Here is a 20,417-nt window from a genome sequence, read left to right on the forward strand (position 1 = left end):
GATCGGTCCGAGACGTGCGGGTCCGAGCTTGCGGCTCTGGCGCAGTCGGCAGACGCGGGCTTCGGTTGCGGCAGGGGTTCGGTGCGGTGTCGTGCGCGGGCGGCTGCTGCGGTCGATGAGCCCGCTTTCGCCCTCGGACCGCCAGCGCCGGATCCACTTGTGGGCCGTGGGACGGGAGATGCCCATTTCCGCGGCGACGTGCGCGACGGGACGGCCGGAGCGGACACGTTCGATCAGCAGTCGCCTGCCGTGAACGGTCAGCCGGGCATTACGGTGGGACACGAAGGCCTCCGTGCGGTGAAGATTCGACACCTCCACCACACACGGAGGCCTTCGCCATGATCAAGCCCGGCCAGCGTTAACAACGCTCGTGGTCAATACAGCTAGGGCCTGTCGATCGCGGAGACCAACGGCTACTGCGGACGCCTTGGGAGGAGAGATCCTGGACGAGGCCCGCGCCGGTGCTCCACCACCTCAGGATTCAAGACGGCGGCGGTCCTCCTCGTCCCACTTCCGGGTGTCGCGCGGCTGTACGTACGGCTCCTCCTCGGCCGGGTGACCGCCCGCAACAGCGCGCTGGCGGGCCATCTCCGCGTCGAACTCCAGGCCCAGCAGGATCGCCAGATTCGTGATCCACAGCCACACCAGGAAGATGATCACACCGGCGAAGGTGCCGTATGTCTTGTTGTACGAGGCGAAGTTGGCCACATACAGCGCGAACCCGGCCGAGGCGATCATCCAGATCACCAGTGCCAAGAAACTGCCCGGCGTGATCCAGCGGAAGCCGCGGACCCTCGCGTTCGGTGTCGCCCAGTACAGGATCGCGATCATGGTCGTGACCAGGACCACCAGCACCGGCCACTTCGCGATCGACCACACCGTCAGCGCTGTGTCGCCGACCCCCAGCGCGTTGCCGATTTCCTGTGCCAGGCCGCCGGTGAACACGACGATCACCGCACTGACCACCGCCATGACCATCAGGACCACCGTCACGCCGACGCGCACCGGCAGCACCTTCCATACCGGACGGCTCTCCGGGACGTCGTAGACCGCATTGGCAGTCCTGATGAACGCGGCGACATACCCGGAGGCCGACCACACCGCGATCAGCAGACCCACGATCGCCATGACCGAGCCGACCCCGGCGTTGCCCTGCATCTGCTGCACCGCGTTGCTCAGGACATCCCGTGCCGCACCCGGGGCCAGGTTCTGAATGCTGTCCAGAACCTGCTGCGACGCCGACTGCCCGACGACCCCGAGCAGTGAGATCAGCGCCAGCAGTGCCGGGAACAGCGCCAGGATGCTGTAGTAGGTCAGGGCCGCGGCCCGGTCGGTCAGCTCGTCCTTCTTGAACTCCTTCAGGGTGCCTTTCAGCACCGCCCCCCAGGAGCGCTTGGGCAGGTCCGTCGGAGTGTCCGGCGCCCGCTGCTCCGCCTGCTCATCCGGCCCGGCCTCAGATGCCCGCACGGTCTCGGCCCTCTGGCCGGTCGTGCCGTGCCCGCCGTGCCGTCCATGCCGTCCATGCCGTCCATGCCGTCCATGCCGTTTCAACGTCCGTACCATTCCGCACGAGTATCCCGCTGAGCACCACATATACGCGCATTCGCGCCATACCGTCACAAGATCAAAGAGGTCGACCTATGCAGCGGGCTCGCCCAGCGCACTCATGGTGGACACGCCTGCGCGAACGATCAGCCCGCCGCGTGTGGACGAACTCGCCGTCCACTACGAGGCGACCGTCCTCTTAGCGGTCTCACAGGGCCTCCCTCACCCCTTCAGGCAGCACGACGGTTCCCTGATACGCCCCCGAGGTCCACTCGGTCACCTCCTGTTCGTACCGGATGCGCTGCCCGTCGTGAGGGATCAGGAAAGTGCACTTGAAGGTGTGCGCGGTGACCCGGTAAGTCGAGGCGTCGAGGACGAGCGACTCCTCGACGCCGCCCACGGCGATCGCGCTGTCGGGTGCGGCGACGCCCGCCGCACGCAACTGGCTCAGAGTGGGGGCGAGTTCACGCAGGGCCTTCTGTACGACGCCCTGGTCCCGTACGCCGGTCAGCGGACCGGCCGCCGTACGGACGCGCAGTTCGACTCGGCCGTCCTCGCCGCCTTGGCCGTCCGCGCCGTCCTCCGGCGCGGTGAAGGTGACCTCGTCGCCGTATCCCCGGAAGGCGTCGAGCGCGGCGAGCGGGTCCTCCACCTCGTCCGCGAACTCCGGTGCGCCGAGGGGCCCGTGTTCCCAGCCGGCCGTGCCCTTCTTGACGTAGACCGTTCCGTCGGCGACGTAGATCTCCTCGGGTTTGCTCACGCCCTTGCTGAGGGTGGTGCCGGTGGAGTGCAGCGCCCACGGGTCGCCCGTGGTCCGGCGCACGGTGGCCGTGTAGGTCGCGGCGCTCTCCTGGCCCCGCAGGACCAAGCCCTCGCGGCCCTTCACAGCGAACGTCCAGCCCTTCTGTCCGGCCATCGCCGCCTCGGCGCGGGCGAGGAACTCGGGGACGGTGCGGGGATCGGGCTCGGTCTCGGGCTCGGCGGGGGCGACCTGCGGGCTCTGGGGCGTGGGCTGTGCGGACTCGACGGGCCTCCCCTCGTCCGTCGAGTCGGCACAGCCGGTCAACGCGGCGGCGAGGAGCACCGCCAGCGCGGCAGCGGTCTTTCTCACGCGGCGGCTCTCCTGGCTCGGCCGTGCAGCGTCAGATAGAAGGTCTGGAGCGATTCTCCGGGGCCGCCGAGTTCGAAGCGGTTGTGGACCTTGCCGAGCGGGTTCCAGATCCGGCCGTCCGGCATCCGTACACCGAACGGCTGGCCGAAGTAGGTGCGCTGGTCGGCGTCGAAGTCGACCCACACCGCCCCCGCGCGCCGAACGAGCACCTCACCAACGTAGGCGCCGAGCCCGAACAGAGTGTCCCGCACCTGCTCGCGCCCGGCCCCGCCCTTACGCAGCCCCTCGATCAGGAAATCCACGACCCGCAGGCTCGCCACGGAGTAGTCCAGCGGCAGCCGGTTGCGCACCGTCACGCGGGCGACGAACCCCGCAGCCCACGACCGCATCTCTCCGACACACAGGACGCGTTCGTCCACTGGGCTCATGCGGCCCCACCCCTTCGCTCGGTACGTCGGGAGACCTGCTCGTGGATCTCCCGATCGATCAAGCGGATGCCGCATCACCAACATCACGGGTCACAGGCGTGTTGATTGACACACAAGAAAGTCACAGGAGGTGTACAACCTTTTGCTCTTTCGTTGATCGGTGACAGGGGAACGTCGGTCCCCGAGGTATGGGCTGACGGTGCTCGATGCGGGCGGAGCGTGGCAGCCGCTACGATCACGGATCGTCACCGAGCAGTACAGGGAAGGACCGTGACCGAGGGACGGAGCACGGCGGCTGCGCCCCTGTCGAGCTGAGATACGAGCTGGGGCGGCGGGACTGGTCCACGCGTTGCGCGCACGCGCGCGGTCATGGGGGATCAACGGCCGCTGCAGGGGCTGCTCCTGCCGCTGCTCCTCACGGTGCCGGTGTGACGGCGGCTTGCTCGCGAAACTCGCCGACACCGCTGCCGTCAGGCGGTCACATGAAGTGGGGCTCAGCTACCGATCAGTCGATGCGGTCGCTCAGGCCCAGCACCTGCGGGTCGTGGCTGGGGAAGTACCTGGGCATGCCACCCACGTGGATGGTGCGCCCGTACACGCCGGCCAGGAACTCGACGGCACCCACCGGGAACTCTGACCAGTCGCCGTTGTCTCCACGGACGACCACCGGCCATGCGTCCGGGTCCTCGGGGCTCGTCCTCCAGTAGAAGACGTCCCCCGAATTGGAGGTCGCCCAGGAGATCAGACCGCCGGGCTGTGGATAGGGAACGTAGTCCTCGGTGTCACCCATCTCGTAGAGATCCTGAAGGATCTCGTCCCCCCTGGCCTCGGAAGCCCATGACGCCTCGGCGCCAGGCCGGGGAACGGACACCGACAAGAAGTCGTCGACGACCAGGATCGGATACGCCTCCGCCAGAGAGCGGAAGTCCGAGGGCAGCGCCGTGCCGAGGTCCGCCACCAGGGCGGCCCAGTCCACACTGCGCCCGCCCGGCACACGCCACCGAGTCATCGACGGCAGCGCGGCCTCCAGCTCTTCGATCCTCAGCATGTCGTCTGCCAATCCGGGCTGTTCTGGACCACCACGTTGTCGGCCAATGCTCCGTCCTCGGTGTGGGCGGACATGGTGATGCTGTCCACATAGCCCGTGGTGTGATTCGTTCACCCAGTCGCCGCCCACCTTGTCGCCGACGATGTGCGTGCGGTCGAAGATGTAGGCGCCCTCACTGACCCTGTTGTGCGGCGGGTCCGGGAATCGCCCCCCTGCCGCCCAAGGATGCACTGTTGAGCATGGCGACCTGCCGGGATGCGATGTCGTGGCCGAGTCTCAATGCTGGACGGGGTTTTTAGGGCAGGAATTCCCAGAACGGGCGGTCAGGCGCGAGATTGCGAGCACACACCGTCACGTCCTCACCCCTGAGATACGCCAGCAACCACTCGCTGAACGTCATCTCGTAGAGAGTGTGGGCCGGACTGTCGAGCTCCTGAACCAGGACGCTCCAGGGAGATGAGGGTTCATCAGGAACGCGAAGGAATACATATTCCCCGGTCATGGCCGACGTCACCGGCATCAACTCACCGGGGTCCGCCCCTACCGGACTGGGCAGAAACCCTGCCATGTCCTCGTCGCGCCATAGCTCGAGATCCCCCCTGATGGTTTCTCCCAGACTGTGCAGAAGATGGCCGGCAGGGTGCTCCAGATACAACTGCCCATTGATCACGATCGAACCGTAGGCGTCCACGATCTCACGGAAGTCCGCAGGAAATTCGATGCCGAGTTCCTGCTCCAGTTCGATCCAGGGCGCCGGATCCGACCAGTTGAACCGGGGGCCACCCAACAGGGCTTTTATCTCTGAAAGCGTCGCCACCACTGTGATCCTTCCAGCACCTTGAGCCGATGCCGGTCTGGGGGTAGACCGCCGTGCACGAGAGAGCAAAGGGCGTTCTCCGACTGCTGCGATGTCACGACGCGATGGGCCTCGTATCCGTCCCCGAGCCGGTGGACAGAGGGGACGCTCCTCCCAGGGATCACACCATCGGTGCCCATGTGCGGAAACCTCGCCCAGGCCGCGCGGCCCCTGCGGGCCGGCGGGCGCTTTCGATCACTTTCCGGCCGGTGTGGGCCGGGCCGGAGCCCGGCCCACACCGGTTGCGTCAGCCGAAGGACATGCCCGCGAACGGATCCGGTCCACCGGTCCACGGGTCCAGGCCCTGTTCGATGCGGCGCCGCTCCTCAGCTTCGTTGAGGAAGAGGGCGGAGCCCGCACCCCAGAAGGACTCGTCCCCGAGCGGGCAGTCGTCGAATTCCGCTCGTATGACACGCACGAGGAACTCGACCACTCCACAGTCGTAGCGACGCCACAGGTTGTCGTTCCTGTTGTACACGAGCAGAGGCCAGGTGGCCGGGTCCTCGGCCGAGGCGTCCCAGCACAGGATGTCGGCCGCGCAGGAGACCCCCCACGCGATCAACACCGGATCCAGACCGGCCGCCTCAGCGGCCTTCGGGATCCTGCCCCAGGCTCCCTCGGCGTTGGCCGTTTCGTGGATCATGCCGCCGTAGGGCGAGGCAGGTGGTTCCTGCCTGTTCTCGGGGGCGACGATCCCCAGGCAGTCCTCAACTCCACCCGCTCCGTAGGAGTCGATGAACCGGCGGTAGTCGGAGGGGAAGCTCCTTCCCCACGACTGTTCCACGCGGCCCCAGTCCACCGAGGTGTCGCTCTCGGCCGTAGGGGGCATGAGGCGCTGAAGCGTGTCCCACGCCGACATGCTGCTGTCCCTTTCTGCTGTACCCGATCCGGTCACGGCGTACCTCCGGTGGGAACCTGCCGCCCGGTGTTCTGGTCGTTGAACATGCCCAGGTTCCGGCGGTTCAACAATGTGTTGGACACGAAGGCGTCGATCTGGATCCCTGTGGATCCGTCCGGATTCGTCCCATAGGCGGATATCCGGAATCCGGTGGCCACGGTCCGGCGTCCACTGTACGACGGGGTCACCTGGTAGTAGACGGCCTGTCCAGCGTCGACCGCGGCCCGCACCTGGTTCTCGTAGTTCTTCATATTGTTGGCCCCCTGCTGGGAGCCCGTCTGCCAGTCGTTGGCTCCGCGGGCACAGGTCGCAAGGTTTTCGAGCTGGGTGCCCGAACCGCTCAACTGCTGACCGAGGAGGTGGCAGGCGTTGATGTTCGTCTTGGCCGGGAGACCGAAGTGGAAGGCGGCGCGACGGGCCCACTGATATCCGGGCGGTGCGACCACCTTGACATTCGTGTCGCTGCCCTCGTGAGTGTCGAGGTACGACTCGGTAAGGCAGGCGGTGGCGCCGGTGGAGCGGTTGCCGTTCTTCGCGTCCAGGTCACCGTGCTTGACCCAGCCGCCCGAACCGCTGCTGCAGTCGCCCCCGGTCTTGGTGTCGTCCTTCGGCGCCGGCCCTCGCGGCGTGGGCTTGGGATCCGGCTTGGGCGCTTCCTCCTCCTTCGACTCGTCGGACGTGTCGTCGGAGGTGTCGTTCGCCACCTCGGTGGCGACGTAGGCCACGGCGGCGACGACGACCACCGCTGCCACCACCGCGACACCGACCGGGCCCAGTGACAGCGCCGGCATGGCCAGGGCGAACCAGTGCCCGTCCAGTTCGACGTTGCTGGTGGGGTTGCCGCCGGTGAAGGCGTAGCGGTTGCCGGTGAAGGGGTCGGTGCCGAGGCCCATGTCCGCGAGGGCGCCGTTGTACATGTCCCGCGAGGTGAACCGGTTCAGGCCCGGGTCGTAGTCGCGGAAGCCCATGTCGTAGGTGCCGGACTGGGCATCCCACCGCTTGGCGTTGTAGCGGTAGGGGTTGAACGCCTCCTTCGTCGGGTCCGCGGTGTCAGGCTTGTCGATGCCGGTGAACTCGGAGGTGTCTTCCGAGCCGTAGGCGGTGTAGCCGTAGGTCGCCTTTGTGTCACCGGTGTCGGTGGTGAGGGTCTCGACGTCGCTCTGGCTGTTGTAGCCGTAGTGCGCGTCCTCGCTCGTCCCGTCGCTGTTGTGCTTGACCATGGAGAGCCGCTGGCCCCACGGGCTGTACTCGTAGGACTTCGTCAGCGCGCCGGCGACCTCCTCGTTCAGTACCTCGTCGGACAGGCCGAGGTACTGGTAGTCGGTGGTCTTGCCGTCCGCGGTCTTGGCCGTGGTGCGGTCGAGCGGGTCGAACGTGTACGTCGTCGACTTCATGGTGTCGTCGGCGCCCCGTTGCTGGGACTCGACGACGTGGTCGAAGCCGTCGTACACGTTGCGGGACTGGATCTTTCCGTCGGCGGTGACTGACTCCTGCCGTCCGAAGGGGTCGTAGGTGAAGTTGGACGTCACTCCGTTCGTGGTGGAGGTCTGCAGCCGGTTGCGGTCGTAGGTGAAGTTGGTGGACTCGTTCTTGACCGTCTGGCTGACGACGTTGGCGTTGTCGTCGTGGACGTAGCTCTCCGTGCCGGCTCCGGTGCCGGTCTTCACCGCCTGCGCCAGCCGGTCGGCGGGGTCATAGGTGAGGTTGGTGGTCGAGGAGAGGTACGCCGTGTGGTTGTCGGCGTTCATCTTCTTCGCCACGTCCTGCGCCAGGTTGCCGTTGGCGTCGTAGGCGTAGGTGTGCGAGGAGACCAGGGTGCCGCCCGGCTTCTTCTCGGTCTGGGTTTTTGCCGTGCCGTCCCGGTAGTAGGTGTGGTCGACGGTGTTGCCGTTCGGCTTCGTCTCCTGCAGCGGCAGTCCGCGGTCGGTGTACGTGTACGAGGAGACATTCGGGGACGGGTCCATGGCGGAGTCGCCGACGGAGACCGACTTGACCAGCTCACGCAGGTCGTACGTGAACTTGGAGTGCTGGTCGGGGTGGCTGATCGTCTCCGGTTGGCCGTTGGTGTCGTACGAGTAGGTGGTGGCCTTCTTCTCCTGTCCGGCCAGCGCCTCAGTGACCTTCTGGACCTGGTTGAGGCCGGTGTAGGTCAGCGTGTACGCGTCGATCCTGGCACCGGACGAGGTGTCGTCGATGGATGCCAGGTTGCCGTTGAGGTCGTAGGCATAGGTGAAGGTGTGCTTCTCGTTGTCGGTGTCGCCCGAGTTGTCGCGCACCAGCTTCACACCGTCGGCGACCACGGCACCGCCACTGTTCTGGAACAGTTGCAGCTTGGCGGAGTTGCCCTGGGTGAAGGTGTGGGAGCCCAGCGGGACCCAGGTCCCGGCTCCCGTCGCCTGGCTGATCGTCTTGTCGGTGGTTCCCGAGGCGTGGGTGACCGTGTACTTGGCGGACGTGGCCGCTCCGGACACCTGCGGGTACTTGACGTAGACGGTGTAGGTGCCGTTCCTGGGGATGTTCAGCGTCCAGGTGAACGCGTCGGTCCCGGTTCCGGCGGCGTGGACCTGGTGGTCGTGGCCCTGCTGCCCGGTGGCACTGGCCTTGGTCCAGGTGCCGGTCGAGCTGGTGTTCTGGGTGTCGGAGTTGTCGACGAGCGGGACCGCGGTGCCGACCGGGACGCCGTCGTCCGTCTTCGACTTGAGGCGGCCGTTGGGGAAGTAGCTCCAGCCCATGGTGCGGTTGAAGGAGCCTCCGGCCGAGGCCAGGGTGCGGGCGGTCTGCTGGCCGACGTCGTTGTAGTCGTAGGTGGTGGTGATGTCCCAGGGGTCCGTGGACGACCTCAGCCATCCGTTGTCGAAGTACTCGTAGGTGGTGTCGTTGCGGACGCTCTGGCCCTCGGAGGGCGGCAGCGAGGTCTTCGCCACCCGGCCGACCTCGTCATAGACCGTCTCGCTGTAGACGTTCGGGTCGTTGTAGCGGGCGTCGCCCGGGGCGTACGGCTGGTACTGCTTGGTCGGCCGGTTGAGGGCGTCGTACTCGGTGCGGCTCTCGAAGTCGCCCGCAGTCGCGGTCTCGGCGCCGCGCGGGCTGATCGCCTTCGTGACGTTTCCGACCTGGTCGTACTCGGTCTTGGAGACCCGGTAGGTGGTGCCCTCGTGAGGCACCTTCACCTCTGTCTGCTTGCCGCGCTCGTCGTAGGTGACGAACGTGGTGTTGCCCTCCTGGTCTGTGGTCTCGACCGCCAGGCCGTCCTTGTCATACGTGCTCGACGTGAACTTCCCGGCAGCGTCCGTGACCCGCACGACGCGGTGGTTCAGGTCGTACTCGCTCTTGGTGGAGTAGTCGGTGGTGTCGGCGGTCGCGTTCTTCTTGGGGTCGATGACCGTGACGACGTCGCCGACGTTGTTGTACTGGTAGGCGACCTTGTCACCGGCGGCGTTGACCACCGAGGCCAGCTGGTAGATCTCGTTGTAGTTGCTGGTGGTGAGGTAGTCGCCCGGCACGGAGGTGGTCGCGGTGCCCTTGGGCTCGGTGACCGTCTTGACGTTGCCGACCTTGTCGTAGGTGTAGGCCGTGGTGCGTTCGGGAGCCGTCGGCGAGTCCTTCGGCGCGGTCGCGGAGATGACCTGGTCCGCGGCGTCGTACACCGCCGTGGACACTGCGCCGTTGGGCGCCGTGACCTTGGTGGCGTTGTTGTTGGCGTCGAACTCCGGGGCCGGAGTGGTGATCAGCGCGGTCTCGTCCTGGTCCTTCGGCACGGTCGAGACCAGCGGACGCCCGAAGGTGTCGTAGTCCTGCGTGGTCGTCTTGCCCCGCGCGTCGGTGACCTCGGTGACCTGACCGCGCTCGTCGTACACATACGAGGTGGACTTGTTCAGTGCGTCGGTGATCCTTGCCGGGTAGCCGGTCGGCCCGAAGTCACTGTTCGTGGTCGGATTGCCGTTGGCGTCGATGGCCTTGGTCAGCTGCCCGTAGGAGTCGTACTCGTACTTCGTCGTGTAGTCGTCCGGCACTGTCGTCGTCGCGACACCCTTGGGGTCGGTGACCGTCTTCAGGTTGCCGAACGTGTCGTAGCCGAACTGCCACTTGCGGCCCTCCGGGGAGGTCTTGCGGAACAGGTCGGCGGAGTAGCCGTCCGCACGGGTCTGGTACTCGTACTTGACGGCGTTGGCCGGCCACTTGGAGGTGTCCGTCACGCAGGCGGTCGTCTGGTCCGGGACACCCGACTTGTTGTTCTCCGCGTCGCGCTGCCAGAGCGGGTAGCCCGTCTTCTGGTCGTAGCAGTACGCGGTCTTCGCCCCGTTGTCCTCCTCCAGGTACGTGACGTTGTTGTCCGCACCCCAGCTCATCTTGGTGTTCTGGGACTTGGCGTTGGTCGTCTGGACCGGGCGGCCGAAGTCGTCGGTGACGTACTTCGTGGCGTGCGTCTCGGCGTCCGTGACGGTGGTGTCGGTGAACTTGGTGTTCGTGGTGTTCGCCGCGTACGCGAAGCCGGTGTTGCCCTGGAGACGGTCCGTGATGGTCTTGGTCCACCAGTGGTACTTCGGGTCGTCGCCCGCCTGCGGCGCGTAGTACGCCAGGTCAGTGCCGTTGCCTCGCGGATCGGTGGCCTTGACCAGCTTGACGTTCTTGTTGCCCTGGGTGGCGTCGTAGGTGAACTTGAAGACCTTCGGCTGGCTGGAGCCGTCGCCGTCGGTGAACCGGCCGAGGAGGCCCTTCGTCGTGTAGAAGAAGGAGATCTTACGGACCGGCAGGCCCGGGACGGACCCGGAGATGTCCGTGATCGACTTGACGTGGTCGTAGATCTTCGAGTTCGTCAGGTTCGAACCGGTGACCTTGGCACCCGTGTCGTCGATGAACTCATACGACGCGTCGCCCTTCTTGTAGTACTCGACCCGCAGTGACTGTCGGCCAGCAGGGTCGGTGATGTACGTGAGGAACTTCGTCGGCTTGTTGTTGGACTTGCGTTCCTCGTACGTGTACGTCTGCGTGTTGCCGTTCTTGTCGACGACGGACGTCAGGTAGCCGTCGCAGCCGAACAAGAAGCGCGTGCCGTCCGGGCGCAGCAGCGTCCAGGCGTCCGGTATCGGGTCCTTGTTCGGGGTGCAGTCCAGGCCCGTCTTCATGGTGATGCGGTAGTGGACGCCCGCCGGGGCCTTCCACGTGCCGTCGGCCTGCTTGGTGAAGACGTGCGTGGTGCCGTCGCCGTCGGGCAGACGGATCTGCGTCGCGTTCGCGTTCGGGTTCGGGTGGAAGTCCAGCGGGGCACCCAGCCGGATCGGCCCGGCCAGCTGCGCCGACCAGCCCGCACCCGACACGGTGTCGGAGGTGTCCAGCGAGTTGTACGCGAACCGGGCGAACGTGGTCAGGCCACGGCCGGGGTTGGTGAACGCGTTGTAGGACCACACGCTGTTGCCCGAGGCGAGGTTGTTCATCACCGTCGAGCCCGCGCCGGTGTTCTTGCCGGTGTAGGAGTAGAACTTCTCAAGGCCGAGGGCGTTGGAGGTGGGGTCCTCCACCGCCACGTTCTGCTTCAGCGTCGGAATCCCGCCGGTTCCGGCGGACAGCCAGCTGCCGTCGGAGACCTTCTTCACGTCCCAGCCGAGCACGTATTCGGTGCGCTTGTTCCCGGAGTCGGAGTTGATCGGCGTCTTGACCTGCGCCTGGATCGTCGCCGACTGGCCGGGGCTCAGCGCCGGTATCGCCGTGGAGAGCTGGTTGCCGCCGGTGGTGACGTCCGTGCCGTCCGGGAGCTTCCACGTGTACGACAGCGCCCGCTCACCGCTCGCCCAGGCGGAGCTCGTCGTGTTGGTGACCGTGAAGTCCACCGTGTACGTGGAGTTGGGGGTCATCCGGGCCGGGGTCTGCGGCGCGTAGTACGTGTCCTCCGTGGTGGAGTCGACGTAGATCACCCGCAGCAGCGGGCCGAGCTGGTAGTCGGACGCCTCCGACGCGAGGAACAGGGTGCGCTCCTGCGGGCCGGTGGCCGTCTCGTCCTTCAGCCTGACCATCGCGCCCTTGTTGGAGGACGGTGTCCTGGCCCAGCCCTGGGTGAGCGAGGTGGCGTCCCACCAGTGCCGGCCGACCTCCGAGACCTGGGCGACCGTGTCCGAGACCGTGCCGGAGTGGTCACCGCCGGGCGTCGTCCACGCCGTCGTCGAGGTGGCGTTGTTCCAGGTGGCCGACGTCTCCGCGAAGTCCCGGGTCAGACCGCGCAGTTCGTAGATCGCGCCGTTCGTGCCGGTGGTGGTCTCCGCGCCCCACATGAACAGCCGCGACTCCAGCACCGTGGCCGTGGTCGGAATGTCGGAGGTGGCGAACTTCATCGCCGCGCGGGTCTTGCCGTACGTGGCGGAGTTGTTGCCCACGCTCAGCCACTTCTGGCCAACGCCGAAGGACTGGATGGCGTCCTGGTTGGTGGTCGGCTGCGCGGACGACAGGGTCGTGTCCGTCACCCCCGACGTGCCCTGGATCAGCCGCATGGTGCGGCCCGCCTTCGGCACGCCGACGATGCGGGTCGGTGAGCCGAGCAGCTCGCCGCTCTTGGTCTTCACCGCCAACTGGTAGTAGTACGAGCGGCCGATCTCGTTCGCCGAGGAGTCCGGGGTCGGTGTCGCGGTGGTGTCCGTGTAGCTGGTGGCCGCCTTGTCGATCGGCGCGACCAGCGTCGCGGCCGAAGGCGTGAACGCCTGCTGCGTGGAGCGGTGCAGCTGGTACTCCGCGATGTCCAGACCACTGTCACCGGTGGTGTTGGAGTACGTCTTCCACGACAGCTCCGGACCCGTGCCGTGGATCACCGTCGGCGAGTTCAGGGCCGTGCCGACCTTGCCGTAGGTGACCGTCAGCCGCGGGATCGTGGAGGTCTCGCCGCCGTAGTCTCCGTCACCGGCCTCATAGCGCGGGCCGCCGGTCGGGGTGGTGGACTCGTTGGTCGCCTTCAGTACGAAGCCGTGGTTGGTGGCGGTACCGTCCAGCCACTGCTGCACCGTGTCCGTGACCGGGAACTTGTGCCACTGGTTGTACTCGCCGGTGTTCTTCACGATCGACGCCGGGTTCACCCAGCGCACCGCGTCCGCGATCACCGCCGTCGAGCTGTCGGTGTCCCCCAGGACGACCTTGCCGGCCGTGCCCTTGGCGAAGTCGATCTGCGAGCCGCCGTTCAGCGACGCCCACACCCCGCCCGAGCCGGCCGTCTGGTCCACGGTGTAGGTGGCCGTACCGGCCTGCCCGGTCACCGTGTAAGGGGCCGCCGTGGAGCGGTCCGAGGCCGTCACATAGTGCGCGTCCACCCGGTAGGAGGCCGTCTCCGGGATCTTCGGCTGCCAGGTGTAGGTGTCAGTGGTGATCGAGTCCTTGTTGTACAGGTAGTCGCCGTCGATCCCGTACGTCTGCGAGCCCCGCGGCCACGTTCCGACCGCCGCCGTCGTCCCGGCGTCCCCGTCGTCCACCTGCACGCTCGTGCCGGACAACTCGCCCACCAGCGCACTGGTCTTGTCCCAGGTCGCCGACAGCTCGTCCCAGGTGCCGGTGGCCCGGTAGGCGCCGATGGTCACGTCGTTGGCATTGGTCGTATGCGCCTGGTCGAAGTACATCTCCAGGCGCGCGGTGTCGATCGGCGTGCCCGACGGGATCTCGCTCAGCGGGAACTTGATCAACGATCGGGAGGTACCCGTGTCGGTCTTGCCCGCCGACAGCTTCCAGGTCGTGTTGAAGTTCGCAGACGGCTGATCCGACAGGACCATCGTGTCCTGCGAGTCGGTCGGCGACGGTGCGATCGTGATCGTCGGGTCGATCACCACCGGGTACTGCCGCTCCTTCGACGCCAGCCACTTCGCGTCCGGCGTGACGGTGAGCTTCCAGGAGTCGCCGTCCTTGGTGAGCTTCTGGGTGACCTTGGTGCTGTAGGTCCTGCCGAAGACGGACTTCTCCGCCTTCTTCGCGTCCGTCATGTACGGCGCCGGGATCACCAGCTCCGGCGTGTGCGGCAACTCGCCGTACAGCGCGATCGAGCCGTCCTTGCGCGCCTTGGGCACCAGCCCGTCGGAGTCCAGCGTGAAGGTGAACTCCACGGTCCCGTCGGGACGTTCGGCCAGGGTGATGTTCTCCTTCACCCGGCCGGGGCCGACGGCGTACTCGATGTCCGCGCCGTGCACCACATCCTCGTACGTGACCGTGGAGCCCTTGGCCGTCGGCTTGAGGTCCCCGTCCTTCACACCGTCGAGACCCAGGGTGACCGAACGGCCGCTCGGCGACGCGAAACGCACCAGCCGGTCGGCGTCATCACCGAACCAGGACCGCCCGTTGTTCGTGGTGTTGGCGAACTCAAAACCCTTCGCCTTCGTACCACGCACGGCGGTGTCGATGGATTTCCAGGAAGCCTTCTTGCCCGACCCCGAGCGGTACGACGTCGGCACCGCCGACAGTTCCGCCTCCACCCGGCCGTCCGACAACTGCCAGAACCGCGCACTCGCCGTGCGCCGGCCCTTCAGCTCCTTGACCCGCTTCGCCTTCGGAGCGGCCTTGCCCTTCGGCAGCTTCTGCCGGTCGGCCATCTCCAACTCGTCATGCGACGGCGGCTTGGCCAATTCCCCGCTATCGTCATCGTCATCCGCGAACCAGCTCTTGACGGTGTCGACAATCCCCTTGTCATCACCGTCATCAGCGGGCGCCGCGTACGCGACCTGGGGCAACGCGGTGCTCGCCACCGCGGCTACCACCAGACACGCTATCAGCCTGCCCAGTCTGGGTTTCACGCCAAACCTTTCCTCTTGCGTCATGGCATAAACATGCCGCCGGAATTAACCCCGGCCGCAAGACACGAGTTCACAGGCCGGGGCGCCGGGTTTCTATTCATTCCGGTGACGCAATGTCAAGTCGTCGGACATTGCGGACGATCGACACTGAACAGGTCGCCAAGTGCCCGATATTTCCCGTCACTTGCTGTCGGCGAACGGCATCGGGTATAACCCGCCCGGTTCGACTTCGAGCAGTCCCATTTCGAGGGGGGATAATTCATGGCCGACAACACACGGGAATCCGCGACGCCGTCACTTTTCCGGCGCGCGGACCGGTCGGGTCTGATCGTGGCGGGCGCGGCGCTGGCCGCCTGCGCCGGACTCGTGGTGTACGGCGTCGCGGGCACCGGCGGGAGCGACGGTAAGCCGGAGCGCCGTACCCCCACCGCCTCGGTCACCTACGAGGTGTCCGGCCAAGGCACCGCCGACATCACCTTCCAGGCCCGCAGCGAGGCCGGAAAGGCCACCGTCGTCAAAGCCGCCGCCCTGCCCTGGCGCAAGACCGTCGACGTTCCCCTCGGCCAGGCCCCGACCGTCAGCATCACCCTCGGCGAGAACGGCGGTCAGGCCCGCTGCACCCTCGCGATCCGCGGCCGCTACGTCCAAAGCGCCACCGCCAGCGGCACGTTCGGCCGCGCCACCTGCGCCGGCGCCCTGCCCACCACACCCGCGACCGCGAACTGAGCTCGCCCTTCCCCTCCCAAGGAGTTCCCTGTGCACGCCCTTCTCCGGAAGGCTCTGATCACCGCCGCAATTCTCAGCACCCTCACGGTGATCTCCGCCTGCGGCGGGCAGGACGCCCAACAGACCGCAGCCTCCGACTCGGTCGAGGTGCCGCAGTCACCGCAGGACCCCGCTGCCGACGCCGTCGCCGGCAGCGCGTCGCCCAGCTCCTCCGGCTCCCCCTCCGCCAGCCCCTCCCCCTCCGCCTCCGGCGACGCATCCACCTCGCCCTCAGCATCCGCCTCCACATCGACCGACGATGCGAAGGGGACCGGACAGTCCGCGAGCGGCACGGGATCGGGATCGGGGTCGGGCTCCGGCGATACGGGATCCGCAGCCCAGGCGCCCACCGCGCCCGACTTCCCGGTGCCGGTCGAGGTGGGCGACGCCACCCAGCTGATCACCGTCAAGGCCGGCGGCTCCTACGCCACCGTCACCGCCTGGGCCAAGGGGCCCTCAGGCTGGAAGGCGCAGTTCAGCACGAGCGCGGGCCGGGTCGGCTCCAACGGCGTGACCGACGGGGCGACCCGCCGGCAGAGCACCTACACCACCCCTAGCGGCACCTACACCATCACGGAGGGGTTCGGCCACGTGGCGGGCGGCACCGCGATGCCGTATCACGTGGTCACCGACGATGACTGGTGGGTGCAGGACCCCGAGTCGAAGTTCTACAACTCCATGCACGGCGAAGCTGGAGCGGACTTCCCGCTCACCGAGTCCGGCGACCGCGGCAGCGAGCACCTCATCAACTACCCCACCCAGTACGCCAAAGCCCTCGTCATCAACTTCAACCGCTGGCCCGCCACTCCCGGCCGCGGCGCCGGCATCTTCCTCCACGTCAACGGCAACGGCGCCACCGCCGGCTGCGTCTCCGTGCCCCGGTCCACCATGGACCGCATCATGAGCTGGATCACCCCCTCCGCCCACCCCCGCATCGCCATCGGCTGAGCATCGCCGACCGATTCCGACGTCGGCGATGGGGTGATCTACGTCACCGAGATCTCGAACTGTGTGATGTTTCCCAGTCACAGCGCGCTGGGAGGGCGGGCCACCTGTGTGTCGGGTGTGCCTCAGGTGACTTTCTTCGTGGCCTTCTGGGGCCTTCTACTGGGGTGGATTCGTCGTGAGTCGTCGTACGACGCGTGCGTACAGACCGTTGAGCTTGAAGCGCCGGGCGTGGCTGACGCTCGGTGCGGTGGTCCTGGGGGGCGGAGGCGTGGTGACCTATGCGGTCGCCAGCCCGTCGGGCGACCCGGGTGCGGAGGGCCGGGCCAAGCGGCCTGTGGAGGTCTATGACCTCGCGCTGAAGGGGACCGTGGGCGGCAAGCGGGAGCTGCCGCGTACGGACACCGAGCAGTTCTCACTGGTCGGCGTCTCCTGGACAGGGGCCGTCAAGCAGCTCGACGGCACGGCGCAGGTGCGTACCCGCGGCCTGGAGAGCGGCGAGTGGAGCACCTGGCAGGACCTTGAAGTGAACATCGACCCGCCGGAGGACCTTGAGGCCGGGATGCGCGGCGCGTCCGAGCCGCTGTGGGTCGGTCCCTCCGACGGCGTCCAGGTCCAGGTCGTCCACGAGGACGGCACCACCGGCTCGCTGCCCAAGGGGCTCGAGGTCAACCTGGTCGACCCGGGCGTGGTGACCGACGCCGAGACGAAGGCGACCGAGCCGGCGGCGTTCGTCGCCGAGGAGACCAGCCCGGCGGCCACGCCCACCGATTCCACGACTCCCTCCGACGGTACGACCGCGACGCCGACGGACGGCCAGACCACCACCTCCCCCACGCCGACCGACACCACGCCCTCGGCGACCCCGACCACTTCGGACCCGGCCTCCCCCTCGGCGAGCACGTCTCCGAGCCCGTCGGCCACCACGCCCTCGGCGCCGCCGTCCACGGTTCCCAAGCCGCCGGTCACCTCGCGGGCCGGATGGGGCGCGGACGAGTCGCTCAGCCCCGACCCGTCCGAGTACAACGCCGACGTGAAGGCCGTCTTCGTCCACCACACCACCGGGGCCAACGACTACTCCTGCGCAGACTCGGCGTCGGTCGTGCGGGGCATCTACGCGTACCACACGCAGGTCAACGGCTGGAACGACGTCGGATACAACTTCCTCGTCGACAAGTGCGGCACCGTCTTCGAGGGCCGCAAGGGCGGCGTCGACCTGCCGGTGCTCGGCGCCCACACCTACGGCTGGAACCGTGAGTCCACCGGCATCGCGGTACTCGGCGAGTACACCTCCACCAGCGCCTCCAACGCCGCGCTGGCCTCCGTCGCCCGCGTGGCGGCCTGGAAGCTCGGCCAGTACGGCGCCGACCCGGCCGGCACCGTCCAGCTCACCGCGGGCGCGAGCCAGAAGAACTACTTCGGCACCAGTTACACGGCGGGCACCAAGTACACGTTCAACCGGATCTCCGGCCACCGCGACGGCTACAACACCCAGTGCCCCGGCAACTCCCTCTACGCCCAGCTGCCGACCATCCGCACCTGGGCCGCCGGCCCGGTGCAGGGCCTGAAGGTCACCTCCGTCGGCGGCGCGGGCCTTTCGGGTACGACGTACTACACCAAGGGCGCCATCACCGCGCGCTGGACGGCGACCACTCCGGCCTCGCTCATCTCCAAGTACGAGCTGCTGGTCGACGGCAAGGTTGCGGCCACCGCCTCCTCCACGGCCACCTCGGCGAACGCGACCCTGGCCGTGGGCAGCCACACCGTCGCCGTGCGGGCCGTGCACCAGTCCGGCAAGACCGCGACCACCGCCGCGCTGAACGTCGTAGCGGAGACGACCGCACCGACCTTCACGACCACGCCGAAGCTCTCCCTGCGCACCGGCACCGTCAACACCACCGCCATCCCGGTCACCCTCGGCTGGAAGGCGACCGACGACAAGGCACTGCGCGAAGTGAAGCTGGCGTCTCCGACCACGGCCACGTTCGGCCCGACCACTACCAGCTCCAGCCGCACCGCCAATTCCGGTACGGCCGCCACCTGGTCGATGCAGGCGTTCGACTACGCCGGTAACTCCCGCACCGCGTCCGCCTCCTACACGCCGGTGATCCTTCAGGAGACCTCGGCGGTGAAGTCCGGCAGCTGGACGACCCGTTCGTCCACCAGCTACCTGGGCGGCAAGTCGTACTCCAGCGGCTCCAAGAGCGCCAGCCTCAGCTGGACCTTCACCGGCCGCTCCGCCTCCTGGGTGGTCTCCCGGGCCTCCACCTCGGGTCAGGCGTACGTCTACGTCGACGGCGTCAAGGTCAGCACGGTCGACCTGAAGTCCTCCACCACCCTCTACCGGCAGGCGATCTGGACCAAGACCTGGGCCGGCAGCGCCAAGCACACCGTCAAGATCGTCGTCGTCGGCACCAGCGGCCGTCCCACCATCACCACCGACGGCCTCGTCTACATCAAGTAACCCCAACCGCCCCTCGGATCAGGGGCGTACGGCGCAGGGGCCCTCTTCCCACCTGGTCAGCCAGGCGGGAAGAGGGCCCCTTGCGGTGTGGCAGATCCGGCCCGTCGGTGATGCGGAGGCCCGCCTCGGAACGGCGGGCGGCGGTCTAGGGCCGGTTGGAAGGCGCCTTCGACGGCTTCGCTTCGGCGCTCGGCTTGCCTTGGCCCTTTCCGTTCTCCCCGGTATTCCCGGGCTTCTCTGCCTTGTTCGTTTTCGTCGGCGCCGGGGTGGCCTCTTGCGCCGCTCCCGTCAATTGGGCGCAGTAGGCAGCGACTTGTTGTTCGCCGCCCGCGGCGCGTACGAGACGCTGCCATGCCGTGGCGTTCAGGGCGTGGCCACGGTCCTTGACCTTCTCGTAGACGCGACAGTGTGCCTGGACGTCCTTTGCGGTGCTGGGGAGTGGAGTAGAGGCGGTGGGCGGTGTGCCGGACCCGGTGGAAGGAGAGTCCTGTTCGCCGGGCGTGGGTGCGGGCGGCCGGCGCGTGCTGTCGCTGGTGCCGGCCTGGGGAGCGGGGTGCTGCCCGCTGTCCATCACGCCGATGGAAGCGAAGGCAATGCCGCCCAGCAGCGTGCTCGTCACGAGAGTGAGTGCGCCGCCGCGCGCCCAGCGTTGCGTCCGGGGCCTCGGGCGCCAAGTCGTCCCAGCGTCGGGTGCGCAGGGCCCCGTCGACCGCCGTGCGTGCGCTTCGGAACGCGGCAAGGGCGGACTGCTCCGCGTGGTCGTCCACGGGCTGTTGCCGCAGTGCCTCACCGATCCGATCGGCCGTGCTGTCCAGGCCGGATGCGTCGTCACGTTCGCTCGTGTGGCCGGAGCGTGGCGCGGCCTCGGGGTGGTGAGCCTCGCCGCTCAACCGTTCGTCTCCGTTTCGACGGGTGCTCATCTCGGTTCCCCCCAGCGTCCGCGCGACATCGTGTGCCACATCGTCGGGGCCGAGCCAACGGGCCAGGTTCCTCACTCCACGGCGGGCCAAGAATCGTACGACGGCGCTGGGCCTGCCCATGACCCGGGCGACCGCGGACTCCTCCAGACGTACGACATGGTGGAGGAGGATCGCGTCGGCCTGGGCGCAAGGCAGGTGGGCGATCAGGGCCCGGGCCGTCTCGGCGGACAGCGTGGCTCCGGGCAGTGCGTGGGCGATCTGGTCCCCGGTCGCCGGCGCCCAGGGGCTTTTTGCCGAGTGGGGCGATGCGCCGCGACGTCGCAGGTGGCCGCGCGCGTGGCGCCGGGCGATGCTCGCCGTCCAGCCTCGGAATCCGTGCCCGTCGCCACGAAACCGTGGCAACTCCCGGGCGATCTCCCGCCAGGCAGCGGCGGCGACATCCTCGGCGCCCTCACTCACGGTCCCGCGCAGGTAGCCGAGCAGGCCCGGCTGGACCAATCGGTACAGCACCGCGAACGCGGCCTCGTCACCGTCCTGGGCCCGGGCGACCGCCGTGCCCAGCGCCAGATCGTCGGCCGACACGCGCTGAGCGTGCCTACCCGAGCACGGCGTACGGCGCCCGTATGCCCGCAAGAGGGGGCCTCCGGGGTCCTACGTGGTCGTCGGTTGTGAAGTCGCCGGCGG

Annotated in this window: 12 protein-coding genes and 1 pseudogene; 3 read left to right on the top strand and 10 right to left on the bottom strand. The window is 67.8% G+C overall.

The window, feature by feature from the left end:
* From ACIA8X_RS42730 to ACIA8X_RS42765, 8 genes are all read right to left on the bottom strand, one after another.
* Nucleotides 1-282, bottom strand: a 282-nt coding sequence (locus ACIA8X_RS42730) for a leucine zipper domain-containing protein (RefSeq protein WP_399460564.1), incomplete at its 3' end; no start/stop codon positions are given.
* 192 nt (nucleotides 283-474) lie between these two features.
* Nucleotides 475-1,563, bottom strand: a complete 1,089-nt coding sequence (locus ACIA8X_RS42735; protein WP_399460565.1) for a YihY/virulence factor BrkB family protein — start codon at nucleotides 1,561-1,563, stop codon at nucleotides 475-477.
* A 190-nt stretch (nucleotides 1,564-1,753) separates the two neighbouring features.
* The gene (locus ACIA8X_RS42740; protein ID WP_399460566.1) at nucleotides 1,754-2,656 is read right to left on the bottom strand and encodes a hypothetical protein; all 903 of its coding nucleotides are present in this window, start codon (nucleotides 2,654-2,656) and stop codon (nucleotides 1,754-1,756) included.
* Nucleotides 2,653-3,084, bottom strand: coding sequence for a hypothetical protein (locus ACIA8X_RS42745; protein WP_393459301.1), 432 nt, complete (start codon nucleotides 3,082-3,084; stop codon nucleotides 2,653-2,655). Before ACIA8X_RS42745 ends, ACIA8X_RS42740 begins: the two co-directional genes overlap by 4 nt.
* A 505-nt stretch (nucleotides 3,085-3,589) precedes the next feature.
* Nucleotides 3,590-4,132 (bottom strand): hypothetical protein, encoded by a 543-nt coding sequence (locus ACIA8X_RS42750; protein ID WP_399460567.1) that lies wholly within the window; start codon nucleotides 4,130-4,132, stop codon nucleotides 3,590-3,592.
* Nucleotides 4,133-4,427: 295 nt separating this feature from the next.
* Nucleotides 4,428-4,949, bottom strand: coding sequence for an SMI1/KNR4 family protein (locus ACIA8X_RS42755; RefSeq protein ID WP_393459307.1), 522 nt, complete (start codon nucleotides 4,947-4,949; stop codon nucleotides 4,428-4,430).
* A gap of 286 nt (nucleotides 4,950-5,235) precedes the next feature.
* A complete protein-coding gene (locus ACIA8X_RS42760) occupies nucleotides 5,236-5,847 on the bottom strand; it encodes a hypothetical protein (protein ID WP_393459310.1) in 612 nt (203 codons plus the stop codon).
* Nucleotides 5,848-5,879: 32 nt separating this feature from the next.
* The gene (locus tag ACIA8X_RS42765) at nucleotides 5,880-13,628 is read right to left on the bottom strand and encodes a DNRLRE domain-containing protein (protein WP_399460596.1); all 7,749 of its coding nucleotides are present in this window, start codon (nucleotides 13,626-13,628) and stop codon (nucleotides 5,880-5,882) included.
* Between the two features lie 1,272 nt (nucleotides 13,629-14,900).
* Between ACIA8X_RS42765 and ACIA8X_RS42770 the strand changes: the two genes are divergently transcribed.
* The 3 genes from ACIA8X_RS42770 to ACIA8X_RS42780 all read left to right on the top strand — a co-directional run bounded on the left by ACIA8X_RS42770 (nucleotide 14,901) and on the right by ACIA8X_RS42780 (nucleotide 18,813).
* Nucleotides 14,901-15,365: a hypothetical protein gene (locus tag ACIA8X_RS42770; RefSeq protein WP_393459313.1), complete on the top strand. Its 465-nt coding sequence runs from the start codon at nucleotides 14,901-14,903 to the stop codon at nucleotides 15,363-15,365.
* A 30-nt stretch (nucleotides 15,366-15,395) separates the two neighbouring features.
* Nucleotides 15,396-16,352: a L,D-transpeptidase gene (locus ACIA8X_RS42775; protein WP_393459316.1), complete on the top strand. Its 957-nt coding sequence runs from the start codon at nucleotides 15,396-15,398 to the stop codon at nucleotides 16,350-16,352.
* Nucleotides 16,353-16,566: 214 nt separating this feature from the next.
* Nucleotides 16,567-18,813 carry a peptidoglycan recognition protein gene (locus ACIA8X_RS42780; protein ID WP_399460568.1) on the top strand — a complete coding sequence of 749 codons (2,247 nt, stop codon included), beginning with the start codon at nucleotides 16,567-16,569 and terminating at the stop codon, nucleotides 18,811-18,813.
* A 145-nt stretch (nucleotides 18,814-18,958) separates the two neighbouring features.
* Here ACIA8X_RS42780 and ACIA8X_RS42785 read toward each other — a convergent pair whose 3' ends face one another.
* Nucleotides 18,959-19,432: a hypothetical protein gene (locus tag ACIA8X_RS42785; RefSeq protein WP_399460597.1), complete on the bottom strand. Its 474-nt coding sequence runs from the start codon at nucleotides 19,430-19,432 to the stop codon at nucleotides 18,959-18,961.
* Nucleotides 19,433-20,054: 622 nt separating this feature from the next.
* Nucleotides 20,055-20,315, bottom strand: a pseudogene (locus ACIA8X_RS42790) (RNA polymerase sigma factor); the annotation flags it as partial.
* Between the last annotated feature and the right edge of the window lie 102 nt (nucleotides 20,316-20,417).

Origin of the sequence: Streptomyces sp. NPDC051738, from assembly GCF_044453205.1 — a bacterium.
GTDB lineage: Bacteria > Actinomycetota > Actinomycetes > Streptomycetales > Streptomycetaceae > Streptomyces.